Source organism: Pseudomonas sp. B21-015, from assembly GCF_024749285.1.
Taxonomy (GTDB): domain Bacteria; phylum Pseudomonadota; class Gammaproteobacteria; order Pseudomonadales; family Pseudomonadaceae; genus Aquipseudomonas.
In genome coordinates, this window is the sequence record NZ_CP087196.1 from 378,802 (window position 1) to 401,506 (window position 22,705).

Here is a 22,705-nt window from a genome sequence, read left to right on the forward strand (position 1 = left end):
CCGCCATGAAGAAAATTATCCACAGCCTCGCGCCCTGGGCGTTGCCGCTCTTGCTGCTGGCGGTATGGCAGTTGTCGGTGTCGGCGGGCTGGTTGTCGACGCGGATTCTGCCGGCGCCGATCGCAGTGATCGAAGCGGGTGTGAGCCTGTTCCGCAGCGGTGAAATCTGGACTCACCTGGCCATCAGCGGCTGGCGCGCGGCGCTCGGTTTCGCCATTGGCGGCGGCATCGGTCTGGCCCTGGGTTTCATCACCGGCCTGTCGAAATGGGGCGAACGCCTGCTCGACAGTTCGGTGCAGATGATCCGCAACGTGCCGCACCTGGCGCTGATTCCGCTGGTGATCCTGTGGTTCGGCATCGACGAGTCGGCGAAGATTTTCCTGGTGGCGTTGGGCACATTGTTCCCGATCTACCTCAATACGTATCACGGCATCCGCAACGTCGATCCGGCGCTGGTGGAGATGGCGCGCAGTTATGGCTTGTCCGGTTTCAGTCTGTTTCGCCAGGTGATCCTGCCGGGGGCATTGCCTTCGATTCTGGTCGGCGTGCGTTTTGCCCTGGGCTTCATGTGGCTGACCCTGATCGTCGCCGAAACCATCTCCGCCAGCTCCGGCATCGGCTACCTGGCGATGAATGCCCGGGAGTTCTTGCAGACCGACGTCGTGGTGCTGGCGATTCTTTTGTACGCGGTGCTCGGCAAGCTGGCCGACCTTGCGGCGCGCGGACTTGAACGCGTGTGGCTGCGCTGGCATCCGGCCTATCAGGTTGCCAAGGGAGGTGCCGCATGACGGCTCAACAACCTCCACGCTTGCTGCGCGGCATTCCGCTGGTGGTGCGCAAACTGCAAAAAACCTTCGGTTCGCGGCGAGTGCTGCGTGAAATCGATCTGCACATTCCGGCCGGGCAGTTTGTGGCGGTGGTCGGGCGTAGCGGTTGCGGTAAAAGTACCTTGCTGCGCTTGCTCGCCGGTCTCGACAAACCCACGGGGGGCGAATTGCTTGCAGGTGCAGCGCCGCTGAGTGAAGCCCGGGAAGACACCCGACTGATGTTCCAGGAAGCACGTCTGCTGCCGTGGAAAAAGATCATCGACAACGTCGGTCTCGGGCTCAAGGGCAACTGGCGGCCGCAAGCACTGGACGCGCTGGAAGCGGTCGGCCTGGCGGATCGCGCCAACGAGTGGCCGGCAGCGTTGTCCGGTGGGCAGAAGCAGCGTGTGGCCCTGGCTCGCGCGCTGATCCATCAACCGCGCTTGCTGCTGCTCGACGAGCCCCTGGGCGCACTGGATGCCTTGACCCGAATCGAGATGCAGCAACTGATCGAACGGCTCTGGCAACAGCATGGCTTCACCGTGTTGCTGGTGACCCACGACGTCAGCGAAGCGGTGGCGATCGCCGATCGGGTCATCCTGATTGAAGAGGGCGAAGTTGGCCTCGACCTGACGGTGGAACTGCCGCGCCCTCGGGTTCGTGGTTCCCATCGGCTGGCGGCTCTGGAAACCGAAGTGCTCAATCGCGTGCTGTCCTTGCCCGGCCAACCGCCGGAACCGGAACCTGTTTCACCACTACCTGCGCAATTGCGCTGGGCTCAATAACTTAAAGATTCATCCAACGACAGGAATCAACATCATGACTATCAAAGCCATCAACGTTCGTAACCAGTTCAAAGGCTCGATCAAGGAAATCGTGCTGGGTGACGTGTTGTCGGAAATCGACGTTCAGACTGCCTCCGGCATCGTCACTTCGGTGATCACCACCCGTTCGGTGAAAGAGCTGGAACTGGTGGTCGGCAGTGAAGTGATCGCGTTTGTGAAATCCACCGAGGTGTCGATCGCCAAGTTGTAAGTGCGTGCGCAAACAACAACCCCGGAGGGTGTGAGCCCTGATCGTTCCCACGCTCTGCGTGGGAATGCCTCTTCGGACGCTCCGCGTTCGGCTTTTGGGACGCAGAGCGTCCCGGGCTACATTCCCACGCAGAGCGTGGGAACGATCAAAGCACTTCGCGCTTGGGCAGGTAGGGTGGCAAATACAACCCAAGATAAGCATCAAACACCCGCATCCCTTCCTCAGCCATTCGCGGCGTGATCTGCCCATGCTGCTGTACCGAGCGTGCATACACCCGGTCCCCCAGCTCCATGGCCAGCGCAAACACATCGACATCCGTCGGCAGCGTTGGCAGTTCGAAGTGGTGATCGAACAGCTTGTGCATCAGGTCGCCGAGCTCGATGTCGTGCTGGCGGTCAGCCTGGGTGACTTCGGTCAGGCCGTGCTGGGCGAGGATCAGTTGGCGGGCGGCGGCGTCTTCGTCGTAGATGGCGAGCATGCGTTGTTCCACCAGTCGCGACAGGTCGCGCCAGCCGTTGAGGGCGCTGTGGTCGATGGGGGCTTGCAGGCAGGCACGGAACGCAGCGTGGACGTCGGCGGTCAGGGCTTCAAGCAGGGCCGGAACGCTGGCGAAGAAATGGTAGACGGAGGAGGGCGGGATCTCCGCGCGCTCGGCGACGCTGTAGATCGACAGACTGGCCACCCCCTCGGCGGCCAGCAGCGTGCGGGCGGCATCGAGTATCGAGTCGATCCGGGCCTGACTGCGGGCGCGGGGTTTGCGAATGGTGGCGGTGCGCGTCATTGAAGTCTCCTGCGGGGCAGCGGGCATTGTACGAGTCGAGTTGTGTGTTGTCTTCTCGGCCGCCATCGCGGGCAAGTTGATCGTTCCCACGCTCTGCGTGGGAATGCAGCCCGTGACGCTCCGCGTCACATCGATGTCAGGCAAGACATCATCGGTGAGACTGGAACGCGGAGCGTCCCTTGATGCATTCCCACGCAGGAGCGTGGGAACGATCGAAGTCGGATCGCCGCAGGCGGCCATAAAAAACGCCGCAGGCTGTGAGGCCGGCGGCGTTCTTTTTTACTGCAACCGCTTATACGGTATGCAGGTACCAGTTGTACTCGAGGTCGGAGATGGAGTGTTCGAACTCCTCCAGCTCGCTCTCTTTACAGGCCACGAAGATATCGATGTATTTCGGATCGATGTACTTGGCCATGACTTCGCTGTCGTCCAGCTCGCGCAGTGCATCGCGCAGGTTGTTCGGCAGGCTTTGCTCGTTCTGCTCGTAGGAGTTGCCTTCCACGGGGGCGCCTGGCTCGATCTTGTTGGTCAGACCGTGGTGCACGCCCGCCAAAACCGAAGCCATCAACAGATACGGGTTGGCGTCGGCGCCGGCGACACGATGCTCGATGCGCACGGCATCGGAGGAACCGGTCGGTACGCGGATGGCCACGGTGCGGTTGTCCAGGCCCCAGCACGGCGAGTTCGGCACGTAGAACTGTGCGCCGAAACGACGGTAGGAGTTGACGTTCGGGCAGAGGAAAGCCATCTGCGCCGGCAGGGTCTCGAGCACACCGCCGATCGCGTGACGCAGTGCGGCGTTCTGCTCGGGATCCTCGCTGGCAAAAATGTTTTTGCCATCTTTATCAAGAATCGAGATGTGGACGTGCAGACCGTTACCCGCCTGGCCCGGATAAGGCTTGGCCATGAAGGTGGTGTCCATCTCATGGTCGTAGGCGATGTTTTTGATCAGACGCTTGAGCAGGACCGCATAGTCGCAGGCCTTGATCGGGTCGGCCACGTGGTGCAGGTTCACTTCGAACTGTGCAGGGGCACTTTCCTTGACGATCGCATCGGCAGGGATGCCTTGCTCTTTCGCACCTTCCAGAATGTCCTGGAGGCAGTCGACGTATTCGTCGAGGTCGTCGATCAGGTAGACCTGTGTCGAATGCGGGCGTTTGCCGGAGATCGGCGAGCGCGGCGGTTGTGGGCGACCGTTCACGTTCTCCTGGTCGATCAGGTAGAACTCCAGTTCGAACGCGGCGCAGATGGTCAGGCCCATCTCGTCAAACTTGGCTACGACTTGTCGCAGGACTTCGCGCGGGTCGGCGAAGAAAGGATCACCTTCGAGTTCGTGCATGGTCATTAACAGTTGCGCGGTCGGGCGCTTCTGCCAGGGCTCATTGCACAGGGTGTCGGGGATTGGATAGCAGATTCGGTCAGCATCGCCGATGTCCAGGCCCAGGCCGGTGCTTTCCACCGTCGAGCCATTGATATCCAGAGCAAATAGAGAGGCCGGCAGGTTGATGCCTTTCTCGTAAACCTTGTGGAGGCTGGTGCGTTCGATGCGCTTGCCGCGCACCACACCATTCATATCCGCAATCAGAAGGTCAACGTACAGAACCTCAGGATGTTCCTTAAGGAACGCGTTCGCTTCGTTAAGCTGAACGGCACGCGGGGGTACCGACATGATGCAACACCTTTGTTGTTAAAAATATCAATCATTGATCTCTTCGGATTCCAGTCAACCCGAACGGCATGCCGAAGTCAAGCGAGGCCTTTTTTGCCCTAAAAAAGCGCTCGTTGGGCTTTTTTGAGGCACTTTGGAGCGTTTTTTTGCCTTCTGACGTCTTGGTCCCCGCGAGCTTGAGCGGGCCGTGTTGTATTTTTTACGGGGGTGTTGTGTAAAAAAATGAACAAGGCTAAGCTCGATTCAAACCCATAACAGCAATAATACCGGGGTGCTTCATGTCTCGCCTGCCGTTAATCGGCGTCACCGCCTGCTCAAAGCAGATCGGTCTGCATGCTTATCACATCAGTGGCGACAAATACGTACGCGCCGTGGCTTCAGCTGCCAAGGGCCTGCCGTTGGTCCTTCCATCCCTGGCGGATCGACTGGCGCCGTCCGATATTCTGGACGCTCTGGACGGCATTCTCTTTACAGGCTCTTCTTCTAATATAGAACCGTTTCACTATAACGGCCCGACCAGCGCGCCAGGCACTGCTCATGATTCTGCACGCGATGCCACTACTCTCCCGCTGATCCGCGCCGCTGTCGAGGCCGGCGTTCCCGTGCTCGGCATCTGCCGCGGCTTCCAGGAAATGAATGTGGCGTTCGGCGGCAGCCTGCATCAGAAGGTTCATGAGGTCGGTCCCTTCATGGATCACCGTGAAGACGACAGCCTGCCGCTGGAAGGGCAGTACGCCCCCAGTCACCCGGTGCACGTCCAGCCGGGCGGTGTACTGGCGGGCCTGGGCCTGTCTCGCGAGATTCAAGTCAATTCGATTCATGGTCAGGGCATTGAACGACTGGCGCCGGGCCTTCGCGTGGAAGCCGTAGCGCCCGACGGGTTGATCGAAGCCATCTCTGTGATCGAAGGCAAGGCTTTTGCTTTGGGCGTGCAATGGCATCCTGAATGGCAGGTAAGCTTGAATCCTGACTACCTTGCGATTTTCCAGGCATTTGGCGATGCCTGCCGCAAGCGCGCACGACAACGCGACGCCGATGCGTCAAACAACGCCTGACTTATAAAAGTCAGGAAACTCAGCCTAAGAGGCATTTATGAGTAACAACCTCGACCAGCTCACCGATTGGTTGAAAGACCACAAGATCACAGAAGTCGAATGCATGATTGGCGACCTGACCGGCATCACCCGGGGCAAGATCTCGCCGACCAACAAGTTCATTGCCGAAAAAGGCATGCGCCTGCCCGAAAGCGTTCTGTTGCAGACCGTGACCGGCGACTATGTCGAAGACGATATCTATTACGAACTGCTCGACCCGGCCGACATCGACATGATCTGCCGTCCCGACCAGAACGCCGTGTTCCTGGTGCCCTGGGCCATCGAGCCCACCGCCCAGGTGATCCACGACACCTACGACAAGCAGGGTAACCCGATCGAGCTGTCGCCGCGCAACGTGCTCAAGAAGGTGCTGAAACTCTACGCCGACCACGGCTGGCAGCCGATCGTGGCGCCGGAAATGGAGTTCTACCTCACCAAGCGCAGTGATGACCCGGACTACCCGCTGCAACCGCCGATTGGCCGTTCCGGTCGTCCGGAAACCGGTCGCCAGTCTTTCTCCATTGAAGCGGCGAACGAATTCGACCCGTTGTTCGAAGACGTCTACGACTGGTGCGAACTGCAGGAGCTGGACCTCGACACGCTGATCCACGAGGACGGCACGGCACAGATGGAAATCAACTTCCGTCATGGCGATGCCCTGTCCCTGGCCGACCAGATTCTGGTGTTCAAGCGCACCATGCGCGAAGCCGCGCTCAAGCACAACGTGGCCGCGACCTTCATGGCCAAGCCCATGACCGGCGAGCCGGGCAGTGCCATGCACTTGCACCAGAGCGTCATCGACATCGAGACCGGCAAGAACGTCTTCTCCAATGAAGACGGGACCATGAGCCAGCTGTTTCTCAATCACATCGGCGGTTTGCAGAAGTTCATCCCTGAGCTGCTGCCGTTGTTCGCACCCAACGTCAACTCGTTCCGCCGCTTCCTGCCGGATACCTCGGCGCCGGTGAACGTGGAGTGGGGGGAAGAGAACCGCACGGTGGGCCTGCGGGTTCCGGATGCCGGGCCGCAGAACCGTCGGGTGGAAAACCGTCTTCCGGGTGCCGATGCCAACCCTTACCTGGCCATCGCCGCCAGCCTGTTGTGCGGCTTTATCGGCATGGTCGAAGGGCATAACCCGAGTGCTCCGGTGGTGGGGCGTGGTTACGAGCGGCGCAACCTGCGCCTGCCACTGACTATTGAAGACGCCCTGGATCGCATGGAAAACAGCAAGACCATCGAAAAGTACCTGGGCAAGAAATTCATCACGGGCTACATCGCGGTCAAGCGGGCCGAGCATGAAAACTTCAAGCGCGTGATCAGTTCGTGGGAGCGGGAGTTCCTGCTCTTCGCCGTCTGATGCGCCGGGCGCGACGGATCCTCGTCGCGTCGTCACTGCAATCCAAGGAGAATTCGCATGACCAGCAACAATCCGCAAACCCGTGAATGGCAAACCCTGAGCAGCGATCACCACCTGGCCCCGTTCAGCGACTTCAAGCAGCTGAAAGAGAAAGGCCCGCGGATCATCACCCATGCCAAGGGCGTCTACCTCTGGGACAGCGAAGGCAACAAGATCCTCGATGGCATGGCCGGCCTGTGGTGCGTCGCGATCGGTTATGGTCGCGATGAGTTGGCCGATGCGGCCAGCAAACAGATGCGCGAACTGCCTTATTACAACCTGTTCTTCCAGACCGCTCACCCGCCGGTGCTGGAGTTGGCCAAGGTCATCGCCGATATAGCGCCTGAAGGCATGAACCACGTGTTCTTCACCGGCTCCGGCTCCGAAGGCAACGACACCATGCTGCGTATGGTCCGTCACTACTGGGCGATCAAGGGCCAGCCGAAGAAGAAAGTCATCATCAGTCGCAAGAACGGCTATCACGGTTCCACCGTGGCCGGCGCGAGCCTGGGCGGCATGACCTATATGCACGAACAGGGCGACTTGCCGATTCCGGGTATCGTCCACATCGCCCAGCCGTACTGGTTCGGCGAAGGCGGTGACATGACGCCGAACGAGTTCGGTATCTGGGCGGCCAATCAGCTGGAAGAGAAAATCCTGGAAGTCGGCGTCGACAACGTCGGTGCCTTTATTGCCGAGCCGATCCAGGGCGCCGGCGGCGTGATCATTCCGCCAGACAGCTACTGGCCGCGGATCAAGGAAATCCTCGCCAAGTACGACATTCTGTTCGTGGCCGACGAAGTGATCTGCGGTTTCGGCCGTACCGGTGAGTGGTTCGGTACCGATTTCTACGACCTCAAACCTCACATGATGACCATCGCCAAAGGCCTGACCTCCGGCTATATCCCGATGGGTGGCCTGATCGTGCGTGACGACGTGGTCGAGGTGCTCAACGAAGGTGGCGATTTCAACCACGGTTTCACTTATTCCGGGCACCCGGTGGCCGCTGCGGTGGCGCTGGAAAACATCCGCATCCTGCGCGACGAGAAGATTGTCGAGCGCGTGCGTGCAGAAACGGCACCTTATTTGCAAAAGCGTCTACGGGAACTGAACGATCACCCGTTGGTGGGGGAAGTGCGTGGGGTCGGTCTGTTGGGGGCCATCGAACTGGTTCAGGACAAAGCCACCCGCAAACGTTACGAAGGGCGGGGCGTCGGCATGATCTGCCGGCAGTTCTGCTTCGATAACGGCCTGATCATGCGTGCCGTCGGCGACACCATGATCATTGCTCCGCCACTGGTGATTACACCGGCTGAAATCGACGAGTTGGTAACCAAGGCACGCAAGTGCCTGGACCTGACCCTGAGTGCGTTGCAGGGCTAAGTGCTAGGCTCTGAGCGAGGTGCGAAGATCGCGCTTCGCTCAGTGCAAACAAAGGATGGGTCTTTCCTTGAAAGCCTGCCTTGGATCTTGCCAGACTACCGGTTGTTCGGATGCCCAGTAACAGGCCGCTGAGCACGTGGTTAAAAAGAAAAATTGGAGCATTACCCATGAAGGCATTAGGTATGAAGATAGCTGGCAAGACCCTCCTCGCCATGTCCCTGATGGGCGTGATGGCGGGTGCCGTTCAGGCCGACGACAAGGTGCTGCACGTGTACAACTGGTCCGATTACATCGCACCGGATACCGTGAAGAAGTTCGAGGCCGAGTCGGGTATCAAAGTCGTCTACGACGTGTTCGACAGTAACGAAACCCTTGAAGCCAAGTTGCTGGCAGGCAAGTCCGGCTACGACATCGTCGTGCCGTCCAACAACTTCCTGGCCAAGCAGATCAAGGCCGGCGTTTACCAGAAGCTGGACAAGTCCAAGCTGCCTAACTGGAAAAACCTGAACACCGACCTGCTCAAAGCGGTATCGGTGAGCGACCCGGGTAACGAACACGCGTTCCCTTACATGTGGGGTTCGATCGGTATCGGTTTCAACGCCGAGAAGGTCAAGGCTGCACTGGGTGCCGATGCGCCAACCAATTCCTGGGACTTGCTGTTCAAACCTGAAAACGCTGCCAAGTTGAAGGCGTGCGGTATCAGCTTCCTCGATTCGCCAACCGAGATGATTCCGGTGGCGTTGCATTACCTGGGCTATCCAACCGACAGCCAGGACAAGAAACAACTGGCTGAAGCCGAAGCACTGTTCCTGAAAATCCGTCCTTCGGTGGGCTACTTCCACTCCTCCAAGTACATCTCCGACCTGGCCAACGGCAACATCTGCGTCGCCGTGGGTTACTCGGGTGACATCTACCAGGCCAAGGCTCGCGCCGCTGAAGCCGGTGACAAGGTGAAAGTCAGCTACAACATTCCGAAAGAAGGTGCCGGCAGCTTCTATGACATGGTCGCCATCCCTAAAGATGCCGAAAACGTCGAAGGTGCCTACAAGTTCATGACCTTCCTGCAGAAGCCGGAAATCATGGCTGAAATCACCAACGCGGTACGTTTCCCGAACGGTAACGCGGCGTCTACCGCACTGGTTGATAAAGAAATCACCAGCGATCCAGGCATCTACCCGCCAGCGGAAGTACTGGCCAAGCTGTACGCGATTGCCGACTTGCCGGCCGCGACCCAGCGGATCCTGACTCGTAGCTGGACCAAGATCAAATCCGGTAAATAAGCCGGTTTGAGGCAATACCTGTTGCCGTCGTCTGCGCGACGGCGGCAACAGGAATAATTAAATGACAGAAAGTTTTGCTGGAACGGTTTTTCGAGGGTAAGTTGCGCGCCGGTTTTGTTGCCAGGCAGCCATGGCTGTCATGGAGCACGGGGCAACTTGGGCCCAACTCATTTTAGAGGACCTCCACTTGCCTATTTTTTCTTTGTTGCGCAATGCCCTGCTGGTCGGCGCCGGGCTGACGCTTGCCGTCAGTGTTCAGGCCGCTGGCACGGTGCATATTTATAATTGGTCGGACTACATCGGTGCGACCACCCTGGCCGACTTCCAGAAAGAAACCGGCATCAAGCCGGTATATGACGTCTTCGATTCCAACGAAACCCTGGAAGGCAAGTTGCTGGCCGGGCGCACCGGTTACGACGTGGTAGTGCCGTCCAACCACTTCCTTGGCAAGCAGATCAAGGCGGGCGCTTTCCAGAAGCTCGATAAATCGAAGCTGACTAACTATTCCAACCTCGACCCGGTGCTGCTTAAGCGCCTGGAGCAGAACGATCCGGGCAACCAGTACGCCGTGCCGTACCTGTGGGGCACCAACGGCATCGGTTACAACGTCGACAAGGTCAAGGCGGTGCTGGGCCTCGACAAGATCGATTCCTGGGATGTGGTGTTCGAGCCGCAGAACATCAAGAAGCTGCACAGCTGTGGCGTAGCGTTCCTCGACTCCGCCGATGAGATGATGCCGACGGTCCTCAACTACATGGGCCTCAACGCCAACAGCACCAACCCTGAAGACTATAAAAAGGCCGAAGCCAAGTTGCTGGCGGTACGGCCTTACGTGACGTACTTCCACTCGTCCAAATACATCGCAGACCTGGCCAATGGTGACATCTGCGTGGCGATCGGTTTCTCCGGCGATATGTTCCAGGCCAAGGCCCGCGCGGCTGAAGCCGGCAAAGGCATGAACATCGCCTACGCGATTCCGAAAGAGGGTGGTGCGCTCTGGTTCGACATGCTGGCGATCCCCAAGGATGCCGCCAACGCCAAAGAAGCCCATGCCTTCATCAACTATTTGCTCAAACCCGAAGTGATCGCCCAGGTCAGCGATTCCGTAGGCTACGCCAACCCGAACCCCGGGTCGGACAAACTGATGGAACAGTCCATACGCACCGACGCATCGGTCTATCCACCGCAAGCGGTCCTCGACAAGACGTACGTATCCATCGAGTTGCCACCGAACATTCAACGTTTGATGACGCGCAGCTGGACCAAGGTCAAGTCGGGCAAATAGCTTCAAACTATCCAGGTTCGCCACGTTGAGCGAACTGCAAATTCTGTTGGGAGTTTCGTAAATGGCAGTTGCCTCCGGCGCCTATAAGAAAGCCCTCGAGGGCGACCAGACACCTAAACAGGTGCTGGTCAAAATCGACCGGGTCACCAAAAAGTTCGACGAGACGATTGCCGTGGACGACGTGTCCCTGGAAATCAAGAAAGGCGAAATTTTCGCCTTGCTCGGCGGCTCGGGTTCGGGCAAGTCCACCTTGCTGCGGATGCTGGCAGGTTTCGAACGGCCCACGGAGGGGCGCATTTACCTCGACGGCGTCGACATCACGGAGATGCCGCCGTACGAACGGCCGATCAACATGATGTTCCAGTCCTATGCTTTGTTCCCGCACATGACGGTGGCGCAGAACATCGCCTTCGGCCTCAAGCAGGACAAGATCCCATCGGCTGAAGTCGATGCTCGTGTGGCCGAGATGCTCAAGCTGGTGCAGATGAGCCAGTACGCCAAGCGCAAACCCCATCAGTTGTCCGGCGGCCAGCGTCAGCGTGTGGCGCTGGCGCGTTCGTTGGCCAAGCGGCCGAAGCTGTTGCTGCTCGACGAACCGATGGGCGCGCTGGACAAGAAGCTGCGTTCGCAAATGCAGCTGGAACTGGTTGAGATCATCGAGCGGGTCGGCGTGACCTGCGTCATGGTGACCCACGATCAGGAAGAGGCCATGACCATGGCCGAGCGCATCGCGATCATGCACCTGGGCTGGATCGCCCAGATCGGCAGCCCGATCGACATCTACGAAACCCCGACCAGCCGTCTGGTCTGCGAGTTCATCGGCAACGTCAACATCTTCGAAGGCGAAGTGGTGGACGACGCCGAGGGCCATGCGCTGATCACCTGCAAGGACCTGGATCGCAACATCTACGTGGGCCACGGCATCAGCACCTCGGTGCAGGACAAGTCCGTCACCTACGCGATCCGTCCGGAAAAACTGCTGGTGACGGCCGACATGCCGACCTGTGAACACAACTGGTCCAGCGGCAAGGTGCACGACATCGCCTACCTGGGCGGCCACTCGGTGTTCTACGTCGAACTGCCGAGCGGCAAACTGGTGCAGTCCTTCGTCGCCAACGCCGAGCGCCGTGGCCAGCGGCCGACCTGGGGTGATCAGGTTTACGTGTGGTGGGAAGACGACAGCGGCGTGGTACTTCGCTCATGAACATGCGCAAACTCAAACGCCGCCTCAATCGAATAATTCCCGGTGGCCGTCAGCTGGTCATCGGGGTTCCGTTCATCTGGCTGTTCCTGTTCTTCATGTTGCCGTTCTTCATCGTCCTGAAGATCAGCTTCGCCGAAGCCGACGTGGCCATACCGCCGTACACCGAGATCTATAGCTTCATCGACCAGAAGCTCCAGGTGCTGCTTAACTTGGGCAACTACGCGATGCTCGGTGACGATGAGTTGTACATCGCCGCTTACCTCGGCTCGCTGAAGATGGCGCTGGTCAGCACCATCCTCTGCCTGCTGATCGGCTACCCGATGGCCTACGCCATCGCCAGTGCGCGCAAAGAGCTGCAAACGGTGCTGGTGCTGCTGATCATGATGCCGACCTGGACCGCGATCCTGATCCGCGTGTATGCGTGGATGGGCATCCTAAGCAACAACGGCCTGCTCAATGGTTTCCTGATGAGCATGGGCTGGATCGACGAACCGCTGCAGATCCTCAACACCAACCTGGCCGTGTACATCGGCGTGGTGTATTCGTACCTGCCCTTCATGATCCTGCCGCTCTACGCCAACCTGGTCAAACACGACACCAGCCTGCTGGAAGCCGCATCGGACCTCGGCTCGAGCACCTTCAACAGTTTCTGGAAGATCACCGTGCCGCTGTCGAAAAACGGCATCATCGCCGGCTGCATGTTGGTGTTCATCCCGGTGGTGGGGGAGTTCGTGATCCCGGAACTGCTCGGCGGTCCGGAAACCCTGATGATCGGTAAAGTGCTCTGGCAAGAGTTCTTCAACAACCGTGACTGGCCGGTGGCGTCAGCGCTTGCGGTGGTGATGCTGGCGATCCTGATTGTGCCGATTATCCTGTTCAACCGTAGTCAGGCCAAAGAAATGGAGGGCAAGGAATGAAGCGCTTCCGTTTCTCAAGTTTCATGCTGGTAGCGGGTTTGCTGTTCATCTACGCGCCGATGCTGATCCTGGTGATCTACTCGTTCAACGCCTCGAAACTGGTGACGGTGTGGGGCGGCTGGTCGATCAAGTGGTACGTGGGGTTGCTGGACAACACCCAATTGATGGGCTCGGTGGTGCGCTCGCTGGAAATCGCCTGCTACACGGCGATTGCAGCGGTGGCACTGGGGACGCTGGCGGCCTTCGTGCTGACCCGCATCACCCACTTCAAGGGCCGCACGCTGTTCGGTGGCCTGGTGACCGCGCCGTTGGTGATGCCCGAAGTGATCACCGGCCTGTCGTTGTTGCTGCTGTTCGTGGCCATGGCGCAGATGATCGGCTGGCCGCAGGAGCGCGGCATCGTCACCATCTGGATCGCTCACACCACGTTCTGCGCAGCCTATGTGGCGGTGGTGGTGTCGGCGCGCTTGCGTGAGCTGGACCTGTCCATCGAAGAAGCGGCCATGGACCTCGGTGCGCGGCCGTGGAAGGTGTTCTTCCTGATCACCATCCCGATGATCGCACCGTCCCTGGCGGCGGGGGGCATGATGTCGTTCGCGTTGTCCCTGGATGATCTGGTGCTGGCGAGCTTCGTGTCGGGCCCGGGTTCCACGACCCTGCCGATGGAAGTGTTCTCGGCGGTGCGCCTGGGCGTGAAACCCGAGATCAACGCCGTGGCCAGTCTGATTCTGCTGGCGGTGTCGCTGGTGACCTTCCTGGTCTGGTTCTTCAGCCGCCGTGCCGAAGAGATTCGCAAGCGTGCGATCCAGCAGGCTATCGAGGAAGGCGCCGCCGACTCCTGGAAACAACCGGACGTGCGCCGAGCGCCGGCGCCGGAAGCGGCTTGAGCGTCTGCAGGGTGACTACAAATGTGTGGCCACCCAGACCCACTGTGGGAGCGGGCTTGCCCGCGATAGCGATCTATCCATCGACATCTATGTTGAAGGTGAGGACGCCATCGCGGGCAAGCCCGCTCCCACAGTGGTTTTCTGTCATACACATGTTTTGTGTTCGCTGAAGATCAACTGTAGGAGCGAGGCTTGCCCGCGAAGGCGTCAGCCGGGCCAGCAAAAATCTACCGCGCCGGCAACAGCTTCAAGGTGCTGCGGGTATTGGCCGTCACTTCTTCATCATTGAAATTCGCCTGGTAATAAACCCCTTCGATATACGCCTCGGCCTGGTCGGCATAGTGGCTGTCGAACGGCACGCCGCTCTGGCCGACCGGGTTGATGGTCAGGCTGTGGGCCGGGTCGGCGAAGTCGATCAGGCGCCGGGTCGACGGGCCGTAGGTCACGGGCCACGGCGCCGGGCCGATCTTGGCCGAGAGGTTGTTCGGCACTTCGTGGGTGCCGGGTGCCGCGAACGGGCCAACGTTGAAGATCCGGTCCAGCGGCTTTTGCATCCCCAGCGGATGGCCGTGGGTCAGGGTGTGCGCCTTGCCCCACTGCCATTGCGTGACATCGGCGCCCAGGGCGGTCTTGAGGTGAGCCATGCTCGCTTGCCAGGCCACCTTGACCGTATCGGCGCGGGTTTCCTTGTCGGGGGTGTTGCGGTTGTCCCACCACGGCGAATCGGCGGAGGCCGCCAGACGCGGCAGTGCGGCATCGATCACCCGGGTCGGGAGCAACGTTTCGAAGAAGTCATTGCCCAGTTCATCGCGCATCGCTGCGTCGGCGAGGTTGAACAAGAACTGGTTGAACAGCGTGGCGCTGATGGAGTCCAGCGGGTAGTCGCCGCTCCACTGCGCCAGTTGCTCCACCCGTTTGAGCTCGGCGGGGTCGCTCACCACTTCACGCAGCACCGGCAACAATGGCGCCAGCAAACGCGGACCGTAGGCGGTGGTGGTGCCCAGTTGCAGCTTCTGGTTGGCTTCGTTGTCCCACTTCACGTTTTTGTCGCTGAGCTGACGATTGAGCTGCTGACCGCGATCGGCGAGGTTGTAGTAACCGGGAATCTCCATGCCGGTCGGCGATACCGGCTGGAAATTGGCCGAGACGATGTAGCCCCGCGCCGGATTCTCTTCCTGTGGGTTGGCGCTGAACGGATAAAAGCCTTCCTTGTCCGCCTGAGGGGTACTGCCGTCGAGGATGAAACCGGGCTTCACCCCGGCCGGGCGCTTGGGCAGCAGCGCCGAGGCCCACCAACCGATGTCGCCCTTGGCGTTGGCGTAGACGATGTTCAGCCCCGGTGCCTGAACCTTGGCCGATGCGGCGCGGGCCTTGGCCAGGGTGTCGGCGCGGTTGAGCTGATAGAAGCCGTCGAGGATCGGATTCGGGGTCTCGAGGAAGGCCCACCACATGGCAACCGGTGTCTTGCCGGCGGCAGTGCCGAGTGCATCGTTGATGATCGGACCGTGGGGCGATTGACGCAGGGTCAGCGTGACCGGTGACTGGCCTTTGACCGCGATCTGTTGTTCGGTGTTGACCATGTCGACCCACTGGCCGCGATACCAGACCTGGTTCGGGTTGTCCGGGTTGACCTTCTCGGCGATCAGGTCCAGATCGTCGTTCTGGAACATCGTCAGGCTCCAGCCGAAGTCCAGGTTGTGGCCGAGAAATGCAAACGGCACCAGCGCCTGATGGTAGCCATAAAGCTCGAAACCCGGCGCTGACAGGTGCGCTTCGTACCACACCGACGGCACCGAGAAGCGAATGTGCGGGTCACCGGCCAGCAGTGGTTTACCGCTTTTGCTGCGGTTGCCGGAAATCACCCAGGCATTGCTGCCTTCGAATTGCGGCAGGCCGTGGTCGGCCTGCGCTTGCTCACTCAAACGGGCGAGGGCGTTCAGGTCCTTCCAGTCATTGGCGGTGAGGGCCGGTGCGGGGGTGGTGTGCCCTTTGGCCAGCACGCCCTTGGGCTGCCAGTCGAGATCGAAGATGTTCAGGTATTCGACGCCCAGTTGGTCACGCACGTAAGTCAGCAAGGGTTCGGTGCGAAACGCCGCGGCAAAGCTGTAGGCCATGTAGCCGGCGATGCTGATGCTGTCTTCGGCGGTGAAAGGGCGCTTGGGGATCCCCAGCACGTCGAACTCTGCCGGCGCAGCGTGGTTGTCCTGATATTGATTGATGCCGTCCAGATAAGCTTGCAGGGCCTTCCACGCCGGCGACTGACGATCCAGCGCGGCCACGTAGCTTTCAGCCCGTTCGCGGATGCGCAGGCTGCGAAACAGTTTGTCGGTGTCGAGCAGTTTCGGGCCGAGGACTTCGGCCAGCTCCCCACGGGCCAGACGCCGCACGGCTTCCATCTGGAACAATCGGTCCTGGGCTTGCACGTAGCCGAGGGCGCGATAGAGGTCGGTTTCGTTTTCGGCGCGGATATGCGGCACGCCGCGCTCGTCGTAGCGCACGGTCACCGAACCTTGCAGGTGCTGCAACTTCACCAGGCCCTGGCGCGTCGGTTGCTTGCTGTACACATACCAGCCGCCCCCGGCGACGAGCACGACGATCAGCAAGGCAAGTACGGTCAGGACGCGTTTCATGGTGACTCCTTGTTCGGTCGGGATTGCCGCCCGCGTGGGCTGCAAACGTGTAGCACAGCCCTCCTGTGCCGGGCATCGCGGTCCTGGAAAAGCCAGGAATGCCTTACTTCACCTGCGCAGGCCACGGGCAGTAGCAACCCACCGCCAGCGTATGGGTGGCGTTCACCGCCCGGCCTTCGTTCAGCGCTTGCAGGATGGGCTCGATAAAACTGTTGCTCGAATTGCAGGTCAGGCCTTCGCTGTACGGACCGAAATACGCCAGCTGGCCGCTGCGGTCCCAAATCGCTACTGCCGGGCTGGCAGGGATCTGTTCGGAGCCTGGCAGGACGGCGATGGTTTTAAGGCGGCTCAAGGTGCCGGGCAACTGAGCATGGCTGCCGGGCTTTTGTACCGCATAGAACTCGACGCCCTGCGGTACATATTGCTCAACCAGTTCGGTCAGGTGTTGTTGGTTGCCGACATTGCACGGGCAGGCCGGGTCCCAGAAGTGCACCAGGCGGATGGCGCCGGGGCCGGCAAGTTCGTCCGGCAAGTGCAACGGGTCGCCGGAGAACACCGCCGTGTGCGAACTGAAGGCTCGCAAGTAGCGCCCCTGAAACCAGTCATAGGCGGCCCACAGCCCGCCGGCACACACAAGGGCGAGCAGGCTGGCAAGCAGTGTGGTGCGGTAGGCCGGGCGCATGGGTTTCAATCCTCGAAGGTCGGCTAGCTTGCCATGCTTGCCGCGACAGATGAATATCGCAGGCCCATAAAGTCCGTTTAGCGCTTTGGAATAGCCCATGTCTGCCACTTTCGACCCCGATCATTTGCGTGCCAGCCTGCGGCCATTGGCCGAGTGGCAGCCGCTGTCGACGGAGGCCATGGCCTATCAGCGTTTTTATGGGCTGGACTTTGCGCCGCGAGCCCTGCGCAGTGGCCTGGGGCGTTTCGAGGTCGATGGCTATGAAGTGGTCAGCCAGCTCTGGTGGCCCGAGCGGGCAAAGGCGACGCTGTTTTTGTTTCACGGTTTCTACGATCACACCGGGCTCTACGGGCATGTGATCGAGTGGGCGCTGGACCAGGGTTTTGCGGTGATCGCCTGTGATCTGCCGGGGCATGGGCTGTCCAGTGGCGAACGGGCGAGCATCAAGGACTTCGCCGAGTATCAGGATACTCTGCAAGGGCTGTTGGCCGAGGCGCAGTCGCTGGGCCTTCCGCAGCCCTGGCACTTGTGCGGGCAAAGCACCGGCGGGGCGATCGTGATCGACCATGTGCTCAATCAGGGGGCGAACAGTCCGGCCCAAGGGCAGGTGATTCTGCTGTCGCCACTGGTGCGGCCGCGAGCCTGGGGCTGGTCGAAGCTCAGTTATTACCTGCTCAAGCCGTTCGTCAATGGCATCGCCCGGCGCTTCAGCGAGAACTCCAACGACCCTGACTTCCTGGCATTCCTGCAAGCCGATCCGTTGCAGCCGCTGCGTCTGCCAACGGCCTGGGTCGGTGCGCTGGGACGGTGGATCAAGCGTATCGAAGCGGCACCGAAGAGCCCGCGGCGGCCGCTGATTGTGCAGGGGCAGGCGGACATGACGGTGGATTGGGAGCACAACCTTGAAGTGTTGCGGGCAAAGTTCGATCGGCCTCAGGTATTGATGCTGCCTGAGGCGCGGCATCATTTGGCGAATGAGTCGCCGGGGTTGCGGCAGGAGTATTTCGGGTTTTTGAGCAAGCGGATCGAGGGGCGGAATCTTTAGCGGTCGTTCGGGCCACATCGCGGGCAAGCCCGCTTGTATGGTAGGACTTGAAGGGAGGAGGAGGGACAAAGCCCGATTCTGACTGTTGACGCAGTACAGATCCGTGGGAGATTTCGCCCCTCCTCCTTTCACCCAAGCGCCGATAAAGAATGCATCTGGCTAGACCGACGATAGGAACAAGCCTGCGCCTCTGAGTGAGCCCTTCAAGTGTTCAAAACCATATCCCGGAGGAAATACAATGGCAATGCCGGTTTCTGTCACACAGCCGATCGTAGGCGTGGATGTCGCCAAGAACGAACTGGTGATCTATCGCGCCGAACTTGACCTGCTTGAAGAGATTCCCAACAACAAAGCAGCCATCAAGACGTGGTTGAAGGCCTTGCCAGGGACAGTCGCGGTAGCTATTGAATCGACCAATATCTATCACCTGGAGTTCGCTGATCTGGCCTATGAGGCCGGCTGCACGATTTACATGGTGGGTGGCTATGAGCTCAGCCATTACCGCAAAGGGGTGAATGTCCGTGCCAAAACCGACGCGCTGGATGCCAGGCTGCTCGCTCGCTATCTGAAGAACGAAGGTGATGATCTTCATCCATGGACCCCGCCATCACCGCTGTACCGCCAGCTCCTGAGCCTCTTCCGTCGTCGCGCAGCCTTGGTTCAGGCGCGGGTCGGCCTGGTGCAAAGCTGGGCGAATGAGCCACTGTTGAAGACAGCTTTTGCCGAGCAAGTGAAATCCATGCAGCAGCTTGAGGCGCTGGTCGAAAAGACGATTAATAATCATCTGAAGGAAGCCGGCTTGCTCGGTCAGTTGAAGCGTTGCGTGAAAGTTGAAGGCATTGGATTTTTGACCGGAGCCCGCTTGCTCACGGCGTTTCAGCGGGGCGACTTCAGAAACGCGGATGCCTTTATTGCCTTCCTGGGAATGGATCTGCGCGTGTCGAAGTCAGGACAAAAGGATGGTCGTCGGAGTCTGACCAAGCGAGGTGACCCGGAAGCCCGCCGGCTTTTGCACAATGCAGCCATGTCGGCCAGCCGTACGCCTGCCTGGAAAGGCTTTTACGAAGAGCAAAGAGCTCGGGGCTTCAGCACCACTCAGGCGCTGGTGATACTGGCTCGCAAGCTTGCTCGGATCGTATTCGCTCTGCTGAAAGGGCAGAGCGAATACCAACCAAAAGCCGGTTGAGGGCTTCCCCTCAACCATAGAATCTCCCACAGTATCTGTGTAAGTCACCCATTTTGTGACCCGTACAAAACTTGTGGGAGCGGGCTTGCCCGCGATGGCGATCTGGCGGACGCCAAAAACTACTGAGCCAGGCTCGACGTGCTTTGCCCCACCGCCAACCCCGCACGAATCGCCGCCAGTGCCGCTTGATAGTAAGCCTTGCCTTCAGTGGACTCGGCAAAGGTCGAAAACTCTTCCAGTTCGTCATCCGACAGGTCGCGATAGACATACAGCAGCGTGTTGTTCAGGTCGGCGCCGATCTGCTCCATCAGGCGCTGGCGCTGGCCGTTCAACATGCCCTGAGCCTGACCACCGCCGAGCAGGCCGGGGATCATCGAACTCAGGCTGTCGGCTGCCACGCCAGCGATCGCGAGGCTGACTTCCGCGCCGGCCTCGCGGGCGGGCAGGGCCTGGGCGAGGTGGCCGATGATCAGCTGGCGAGTATCGCTGGCCTGCATTTTCGGCAAGCCCTTGGCGTTTTTCGCCAATTGATCGCGACGGGTCGCCAGCAACTCGGCGGCGACGACTTTCTTGCCCAGGGGCGATTGGAAGAAGGTCAGCGCAGGTTTCGGGTCGGCGAGCTTCTTGCGCAGATGCGCTTCGGCACGCTGGTCCATGGATTTGGGGGCGAAACGCTGATTGCTGTTGTTGACCAGGGCCTGAAACACCGCTGGCGGCAGGCTGTTCTGGTAACGCTGCTGAGCGGCCGAGAGCGCATCGTTGAAATGCGCGCGTTGTTCTGGCCAACCGGCGACCTTGTACAACTGGTCGTGGCCGTCCGCCCAGGCGGGCAAAACGCAGAACATCAGCAGTGAGAAAAGCAAGCGACGCATAGGGGCTCCTGTCAGCAGCCGACTATTCTCCGTGCGGCATTCGTACTTGTCGAGAATTCGTATCAGGTTGAGTGCCTTATCCGACCAATCCTCCGCTGCGCGGCTCTGTCGGATTTGCGGGCACAGGAATACTATGCGCGCCATGCACATACCCTCTGATCACCCGCTGCTGTTACGTATCGTCGACGACCTGGCTGCACGCGGCTGGTCGCGGCAGAATATTTTCCTGCCTCTGGATCTGACTCGGGCACTGGCGGCCGAGTGCCGCAAGCGTGCCGCCGAGGGCGAGCTCGCACCGGCCGCCGTGGGGCGCGGGCCGTTTTCGGAGATCCGTGAGGGCATTCGCGGCGACCATATCCAGTGGATCGAGCCCGGTCAGGTCGAGGCTTGCGACCGCTATCTGGGGTTGATGGACAGCCTGCGCGAGGCGATGAATCGCGGCTTGTTTCTGGGGCTGGAAGATTTCGAAAGCCATTTCGCCCTGTACCCGCCTGGTGCTTTCTACCTCAAGCATGTCGACCGTTTCCGCGACGACGACCGGCGCATGGTCTCGGCGGTGATCTACCTCAATGACGCCTGGCTGCCCGAGCATGGCGGTCAGTTGCGCATGTACCTGGATGAGGGCGTCGAACACGATGTGGTGCCCACCGGCGGATGCCTGGTGGTGTTCCTGTCGGGCGAAGTCCCCCACGAAGTCTTGCCCGCGACCCGAGAGCGCCTGTCGTTGACGGGCTGGTTCCGCCGTCGTGGCAACGAGCCGTTCTGATCATGCAAAAGATTCTGGTAAGCCGCTGTTTGCTCGGCCACCGCGTCCGTTATGACGGCGGGGCCAGTGGGCCGTTCGATCTGTTGGAGCAGTGGATTGCCGAAGGCCGGGTGGTGCCGTTGTGCCCGGAAGTCGCCGGTGGTTTACCGACGCCAAGGGCCGCGGCGGAAATTCCGGGCGGGCAGGGCGGTGAAGTGCTTGATGGCTGTGCATCGGTCATCACCACCGAGGGCAAGGATGTCAGTGCCGAGTTTCTTTCGGGGGCTTATCAAGCGCTGGAACTGGTGCGGCAGCACGGCATCCGGATTGCCGTACTCAAGGCCAACAGCCCGTCCTGCGGGAATCTGTTGGCCTATGACGGGACGTTCAGTGGCGTGAAGGTCAGCGGTGAAGGTGTCACAGCGGCCTTGCTCAAGCGCCATGGCGTTCAGGTATTCAGCGAGTTGGACTTGGCCGAAGCGGCGCACGCTCTGGCAACCCTGAACTAGCGCCTTGCCCAAAACCCATGTGGGAGCGAGCCTGCTCGCGATAGCGGTCTTACATTTAGCATCAATGTTGACTGTTATGACCCCATCGCGAGCAGGCTCGCTCCCACAGGTTTCTCCGCGATTTCAGGGTTTCGGCACACCCGTATCCGCCCCAAACCATTTCTTCTCCAGCGCCTCCAGCCGGCCATCGGCCTTGATCCGCTGCAATGCGTTTTCCAAGCTGACGTGAAACGCCGGGTTACCCTTCTGAAATGGAATCGCCAGGCTCACAGCAGGGGCGGCTTTCGGCTTTTCCTCCGTCAGCGACTGCACCAACAGGATTGAACGCGGTTGCTCGTCTTTCTGCGCGATCAATTGCGCATCGGTGTGAATGTAAGGTTCGCTGAAGTCGAAACGATCCTTCAGGTCCGGAGTCAGTGCTATGTGATTGATGGCGACGTCGTACTTGCCGCTTTCGACGCCGGTCAACAGATCGTCGGAATCGGTGACGACGAAGTCGGCCCGTACATCCAGCTCATTGGCCAGCAGTTGACCCAGCTCGACCTCGAACCCGGCCAGTTTGTCGCCTTCCTTGAAATTGAAGGGCGGTGTATTAGCCTCAAGGGCAATGCGCAATTCGCCGCGGTCGTTTACATCGTCAATCAGTTCGGCATGAGCCAAGGGGCTCAAAAGGGGTAGCAGGCAGATCAGGCCAGGCAAAAAACGCATGGTCACTCCTTTGAATTCATTTATCGCGACGCGCTGTTCAGGCTCGCTTTGCTATGGTTATCGAGTGCCTTCGACAACGAATGGCCGTTAAGTTATTCACGGCCGAGCGAATTTTACGGAAAAACTGGAGAAGAGAATGAAAAGCTTTATGTCACGTGCAGCGTTGGCTGGTGTGCTGATGGGTATTTCGGTGCTGGCCAGTGCCGCCACCCCGGCTCCGAAGGGGGCAGAAGTATTCATCGTTTCTCCCGAGGACGGGGCCACTGTTGCGCAGACCTTCATTGTCAAGTTCGGCACCAAGGATGTTGCGCTCGCGCCGGCCGGTGATGTCACCAAGAACACCGGCCACCATCACCTGCTGATCGACGTCGACAAGATGCCGGCCGCCGGTCAGCCGATTCCGAACGATGCCAATCACATGCACTTCGGCAAAGCGCAGACCCAGGCTGAACTCAAACTGGCCCCGGGCAAGCACACCTTGCAGCTTGAACTGGGCGACAGCGGTCACATGCCGTTCGATCCGCCGATCGTTTCGAAGAAAATCACCGTAACGGTGAAGTGATTTTTCCACCGGCATGAAAAAGGGAGACC

22 protein-coding genes are annotated in these 22,705 nt (G+C 59.9%); 16 read left to right on the forward strand and 6 right to left on the reverse strand.

Annotation, left to right across the window (positions count from 1 at the left end):
- Positions 1 to 5 precede the first annotated feature (5 nt).
- From ssuC to LOY38_RS01690, 3 genes are read left to right on the forward strand one after another with little or no spacing between them, the layout of a single operon-like run.
- Complete coding sequence (gene ssuC / locus LOY38_RS01680; RefSeq protein WP_258698588.1) at positions 6 to 788, forward strand: aliphatic sulfonate ABC transporter permease SsuC; 783 nt, start codon at positions 6 to 8, stop codon at positions 786 to 788.
- A complete protein-coding gene (ssuB, locus tag LOY38_RS01685) occupies positions 785 to 1,591 on the forward strand; it encodes an aliphatic sulfonates ABC transporter ATP-binding protein (RefSeq protein WP_258698589.1) in 807 nt (268 codons plus the stop codon). Before ssuC ends, ssuB begins: the two co-directional genes overlap by 4 nt.
- Before the next feature lie 34 nt (positions 1,592 to 1,625).
- Complete coding sequence (locus LOY38_RS01690; protein ID WP_003229256.1) at positions 1,626 to 1,841, forward strand: molybdopterin-binding protein; 216 nt, start codon at positions 1,626 to 1,628, stop codon at positions 1,839 to 1,841.
- Between the two features lie 145 nt (positions 1,842 to 1,986).
- On the opposite strand, the gene LOY38_RS01695 is transcribed toward LOY38_RS01690, so the two are convergent.
- Together LOY38_RS01695 and LOY38_RS01700 are read right to left on the reverse strand one after the other, a co-directional pair.
- Positions 1,987 to 2,622 carry a TetR/AcrR family transcriptional regulator gene (locus LOY38_RS01695; RefSeq protein ID WP_258698590.1) on the reverse strand — a complete coding sequence of 212 codons (636 nt, stop codon included), beginning with the start codon at positions 2,620 to 2,622 and terminating at the stop codon, positions 1,987 to 1,989.
- Between the two features lie 292 nt (positions 2,623 to 2,914).
- Entirely contained in the window at positions 2,915 to 4,291 is a 1,377-nt protein-coding gene (locus LOY38_RS01700; RefSeq protein ID WP_007897683.1) for a glutamine synthetase family protein, read from the reverse strand.
- Positions 4,292 to 4,569: 278 nt separating this feature from the next.
- Here LOY38_RS01700 and LOY38_RS01705 point away from each other — a divergent pair, with 278 nt between their 5' ends.
- The 8 genes from LOY38_RS01705 to LOY38_RS01740 all read left to right on the forward strand — a co-directional run bounded on the left by LOY38_RS01705 (position 4,570) and on the right by LOY38_RS01740 (position 13,737).
- Complete coding sequence (locus LOY38_RS01705; protein ID WP_258698591.1) at positions 4,570 to 5,346, forward strand: gamma-glutamyl-gamma-aminobutyrate hydrolase family protein; 777 nt, start codon at positions 4,570 to 4,572, stop codon at positions 5,344 to 5,346.
- Between the two features lie 37 nt (positions 5,347 to 5,383).
- A complete protein-coding gene (locus LOY38_RS01710; protein WP_258698592.1) occupies positions 5,384 to 6,742 on the forward strand; it encodes a glutamine synthetase family protein in 1,359 nt (452 codons plus the stop codon).
- Between the two features lie 57 nt (positions 6,743 to 6,799).
- Complete coding sequence (locus LOY38_RS01715; protein WP_258698593.1) at positions 6,800 to 8,164, forward strand: aspartate aminotransferase family protein; 1,365 nt, start codon at positions 6,800 to 6,802, stop codon at positions 8,162 to 8,164.
- A 182-nt stretch (positions 8,165 to 8,346) separates the two neighbouring features.
- On the forward strand, positions 8,347 to 9,444 hold the full coding sequence (locus LOY38_RS01720; RefSeq protein ID WP_038980879.1) for a polyamine ABC transporter substrate-binding protein: 1,098 nt from the start codon (positions 8,347 to 8,349) through the stop codon (positions 9,442 to 9,444).
- Between the two features lie 187 nt (positions 9,445 to 9,631).
- A complete protein-coding gene (locus LOY38_RS01725; RefSeq protein WP_258698594.1) occupies positions 9,632 to 10,729 on the forward strand; it encodes a polyamine ABC transporter substrate-binding protein in 1,098 nt (365 codons plus the stop codon).
- A gap of 61 nt (positions 10,730 to 10,790) precedes the next feature.
- Complete coding sequence (locus tag LOY38_RS01730; protein WP_258698595.1) at positions 10,791 to 11,933, forward strand: ABC transporter ATP-binding protein; 1,143 nt, start codon at positions 10,791 to 10,793, stop codon at positions 11,931 to 11,933.
- 35 nt (positions 11,934 to 11,968) lie between these two features.
- Positions 11,969 to 12,850, forward strand: a complete 882-nt coding sequence (locus LOY38_RS01735; protein WP_258700642.1) for an ABC transporter permease subunit — start codon at positions 11,969 to 11,971, stop codon at positions 12,848 to 12,850.
- Positions 12,847 to 13,737 (forward strand): ABC transporter permease subunit, encoded by an 891-nt coding sequence (locus LOY38_RS01740; RefSeq protein WP_258698596.1) that lies wholly within the window; start codon positions 12,847 to 12,849, stop codon positions 13,735 to 13,737. The genes LOY38_RS01735 and LOY38_RS01740 overlap by 4 nt, the downstream gene beginning before the upstream one ends.
- 227 nt (positions 13,738 to 13,964) lie before the next feature.
- Here LOY38_RS01740 and LOY38_RS01745 read toward each other — a convergent pair whose 3' ends face one another.
- Positions 13,965 to 16,367 carry a penicillin acylase family protein gene (locus LOY38_RS01745; RefSeq protein WP_258698597.1) on the reverse strand — a complete coding sequence of 801 codons (2,403 nt, stop codon included), beginning with the start codon at positions 16,365 to 16,367 and terminating at the stop codon, positions 13,965 to 13,967.
- A 103-nt stretch (positions 16,368 to 16,470) separates the two neighbouring features.
- Positions 16,471 to 17,049, reverse strand: a complete 579-nt coding sequence (locus LOY38_RS01750; protein WP_258698598.1) for a DUF6436 domain-containing protein — start codon at positions 17,047 to 17,049, stop codon at positions 16,471 to 16,473.
- Positions 17,050 to 17,146: 97 nt separating this feature from the next.
- Here LOY38_RS01750 and LOY38_RS01755 point away from each other — a divergent pair, with 97 nt between their 5' ends.
- Together LOY38_RS01755 and LOY38_RS01760 are read left to right on the forward strand one after the other, a co-directional pair.
- Positions 17,147 to 18,094: an alpha/beta hydrolase gene (locus LOY38_RS01755; RefSeq protein WP_258698599.1), complete on the forward strand. Its 948-nt coding sequence runs from the start codon at positions 17,147 to 17,149 to the stop codon at positions 18,092 to 18,094.
- Between the two features lie 238 nt (positions 18,095 to 18,332).
- A complete protein-coding gene (locus tag LOY38_RS01760; protein ID WP_258696476.1) occupies positions 18,333 to 19,280 on the forward strand; it encodes a transposase in 948 nt (315 codons plus the stop codon).
- A gap of 119 nt (positions 19,281 to 19,399) precedes the next feature.
- Here LOY38_RS01760 and LOY38_RS01765 read toward each other — a convergent pair whose 3' ends face one another.
- Positions 19,400 to 20,152 carry a DUF2059 domain-containing protein gene (locus LOY38_RS01765; RefSeq protein ID WP_258698600.1) on the reverse strand — a complete coding sequence of 251 codons (753 nt, stop codon included), beginning with the start codon at positions 20,150 to 20,152 and terminating at the stop codon, positions 19,400 to 19,402.
- Positions 20,153 to 20,285: 133 nt separating this feature from the next.
- Between LOY38_RS01765 and LOY38_RS01770 the strand changes: the two genes are divergently transcribed.
- Entirely contained in the window at positions 20,286 to 20,918 is a 633-nt protein-coding gene (locus LOY38_RS01770; protein ID WP_258698601.1) for a 2OG-Fe(II) oxygenase, read from the forward strand.
- A gap of 2 nt (positions 20,919 to 20,920) precedes the next feature.
- Complete coding sequence (locus LOY38_RS01775; RefSeq protein WP_258698602.1) at positions 20,921 to 21,406, forward strand: DUF523 domain-containing protein; 486 nt, start codon at positions 20,921 to 20,923, stop codon at positions 21,404 to 21,406.
- A gap of 123 nt (positions 21,407 to 21,529) precedes the next feature.
- Here the strand turns inward: LOY38_RS01775 and LOY38_RS01780 are convergent, their stop codons facing one another.
- A complete protein-coding gene (locus tag LOY38_RS01780) occupies positions 21,530 to 22,114 on the reverse strand; it encodes a transporter substrate-binding domain-containing protein (protein ID WP_258698603.1) in 585 nt (194 codons plus the stop codon).
- 136 nt (positions 22,115 to 22,250) lie between these two features.
- Between LOY38_RS01780 and LOY38_RS01785 the strand changes: the two genes are divergently transcribed.
- A complete protein-coding gene (locus LOY38_RS01785) occupies positions 22,251 to 22,676 on the forward strand; it encodes a DUF4399 domain-containing protein (RefSeq protein ID WP_258698604.1) in 426 nt (141 codons plus the stop codon).
- Positions 22,677 to 22,705: the final 29 nt, after the last annotated feature.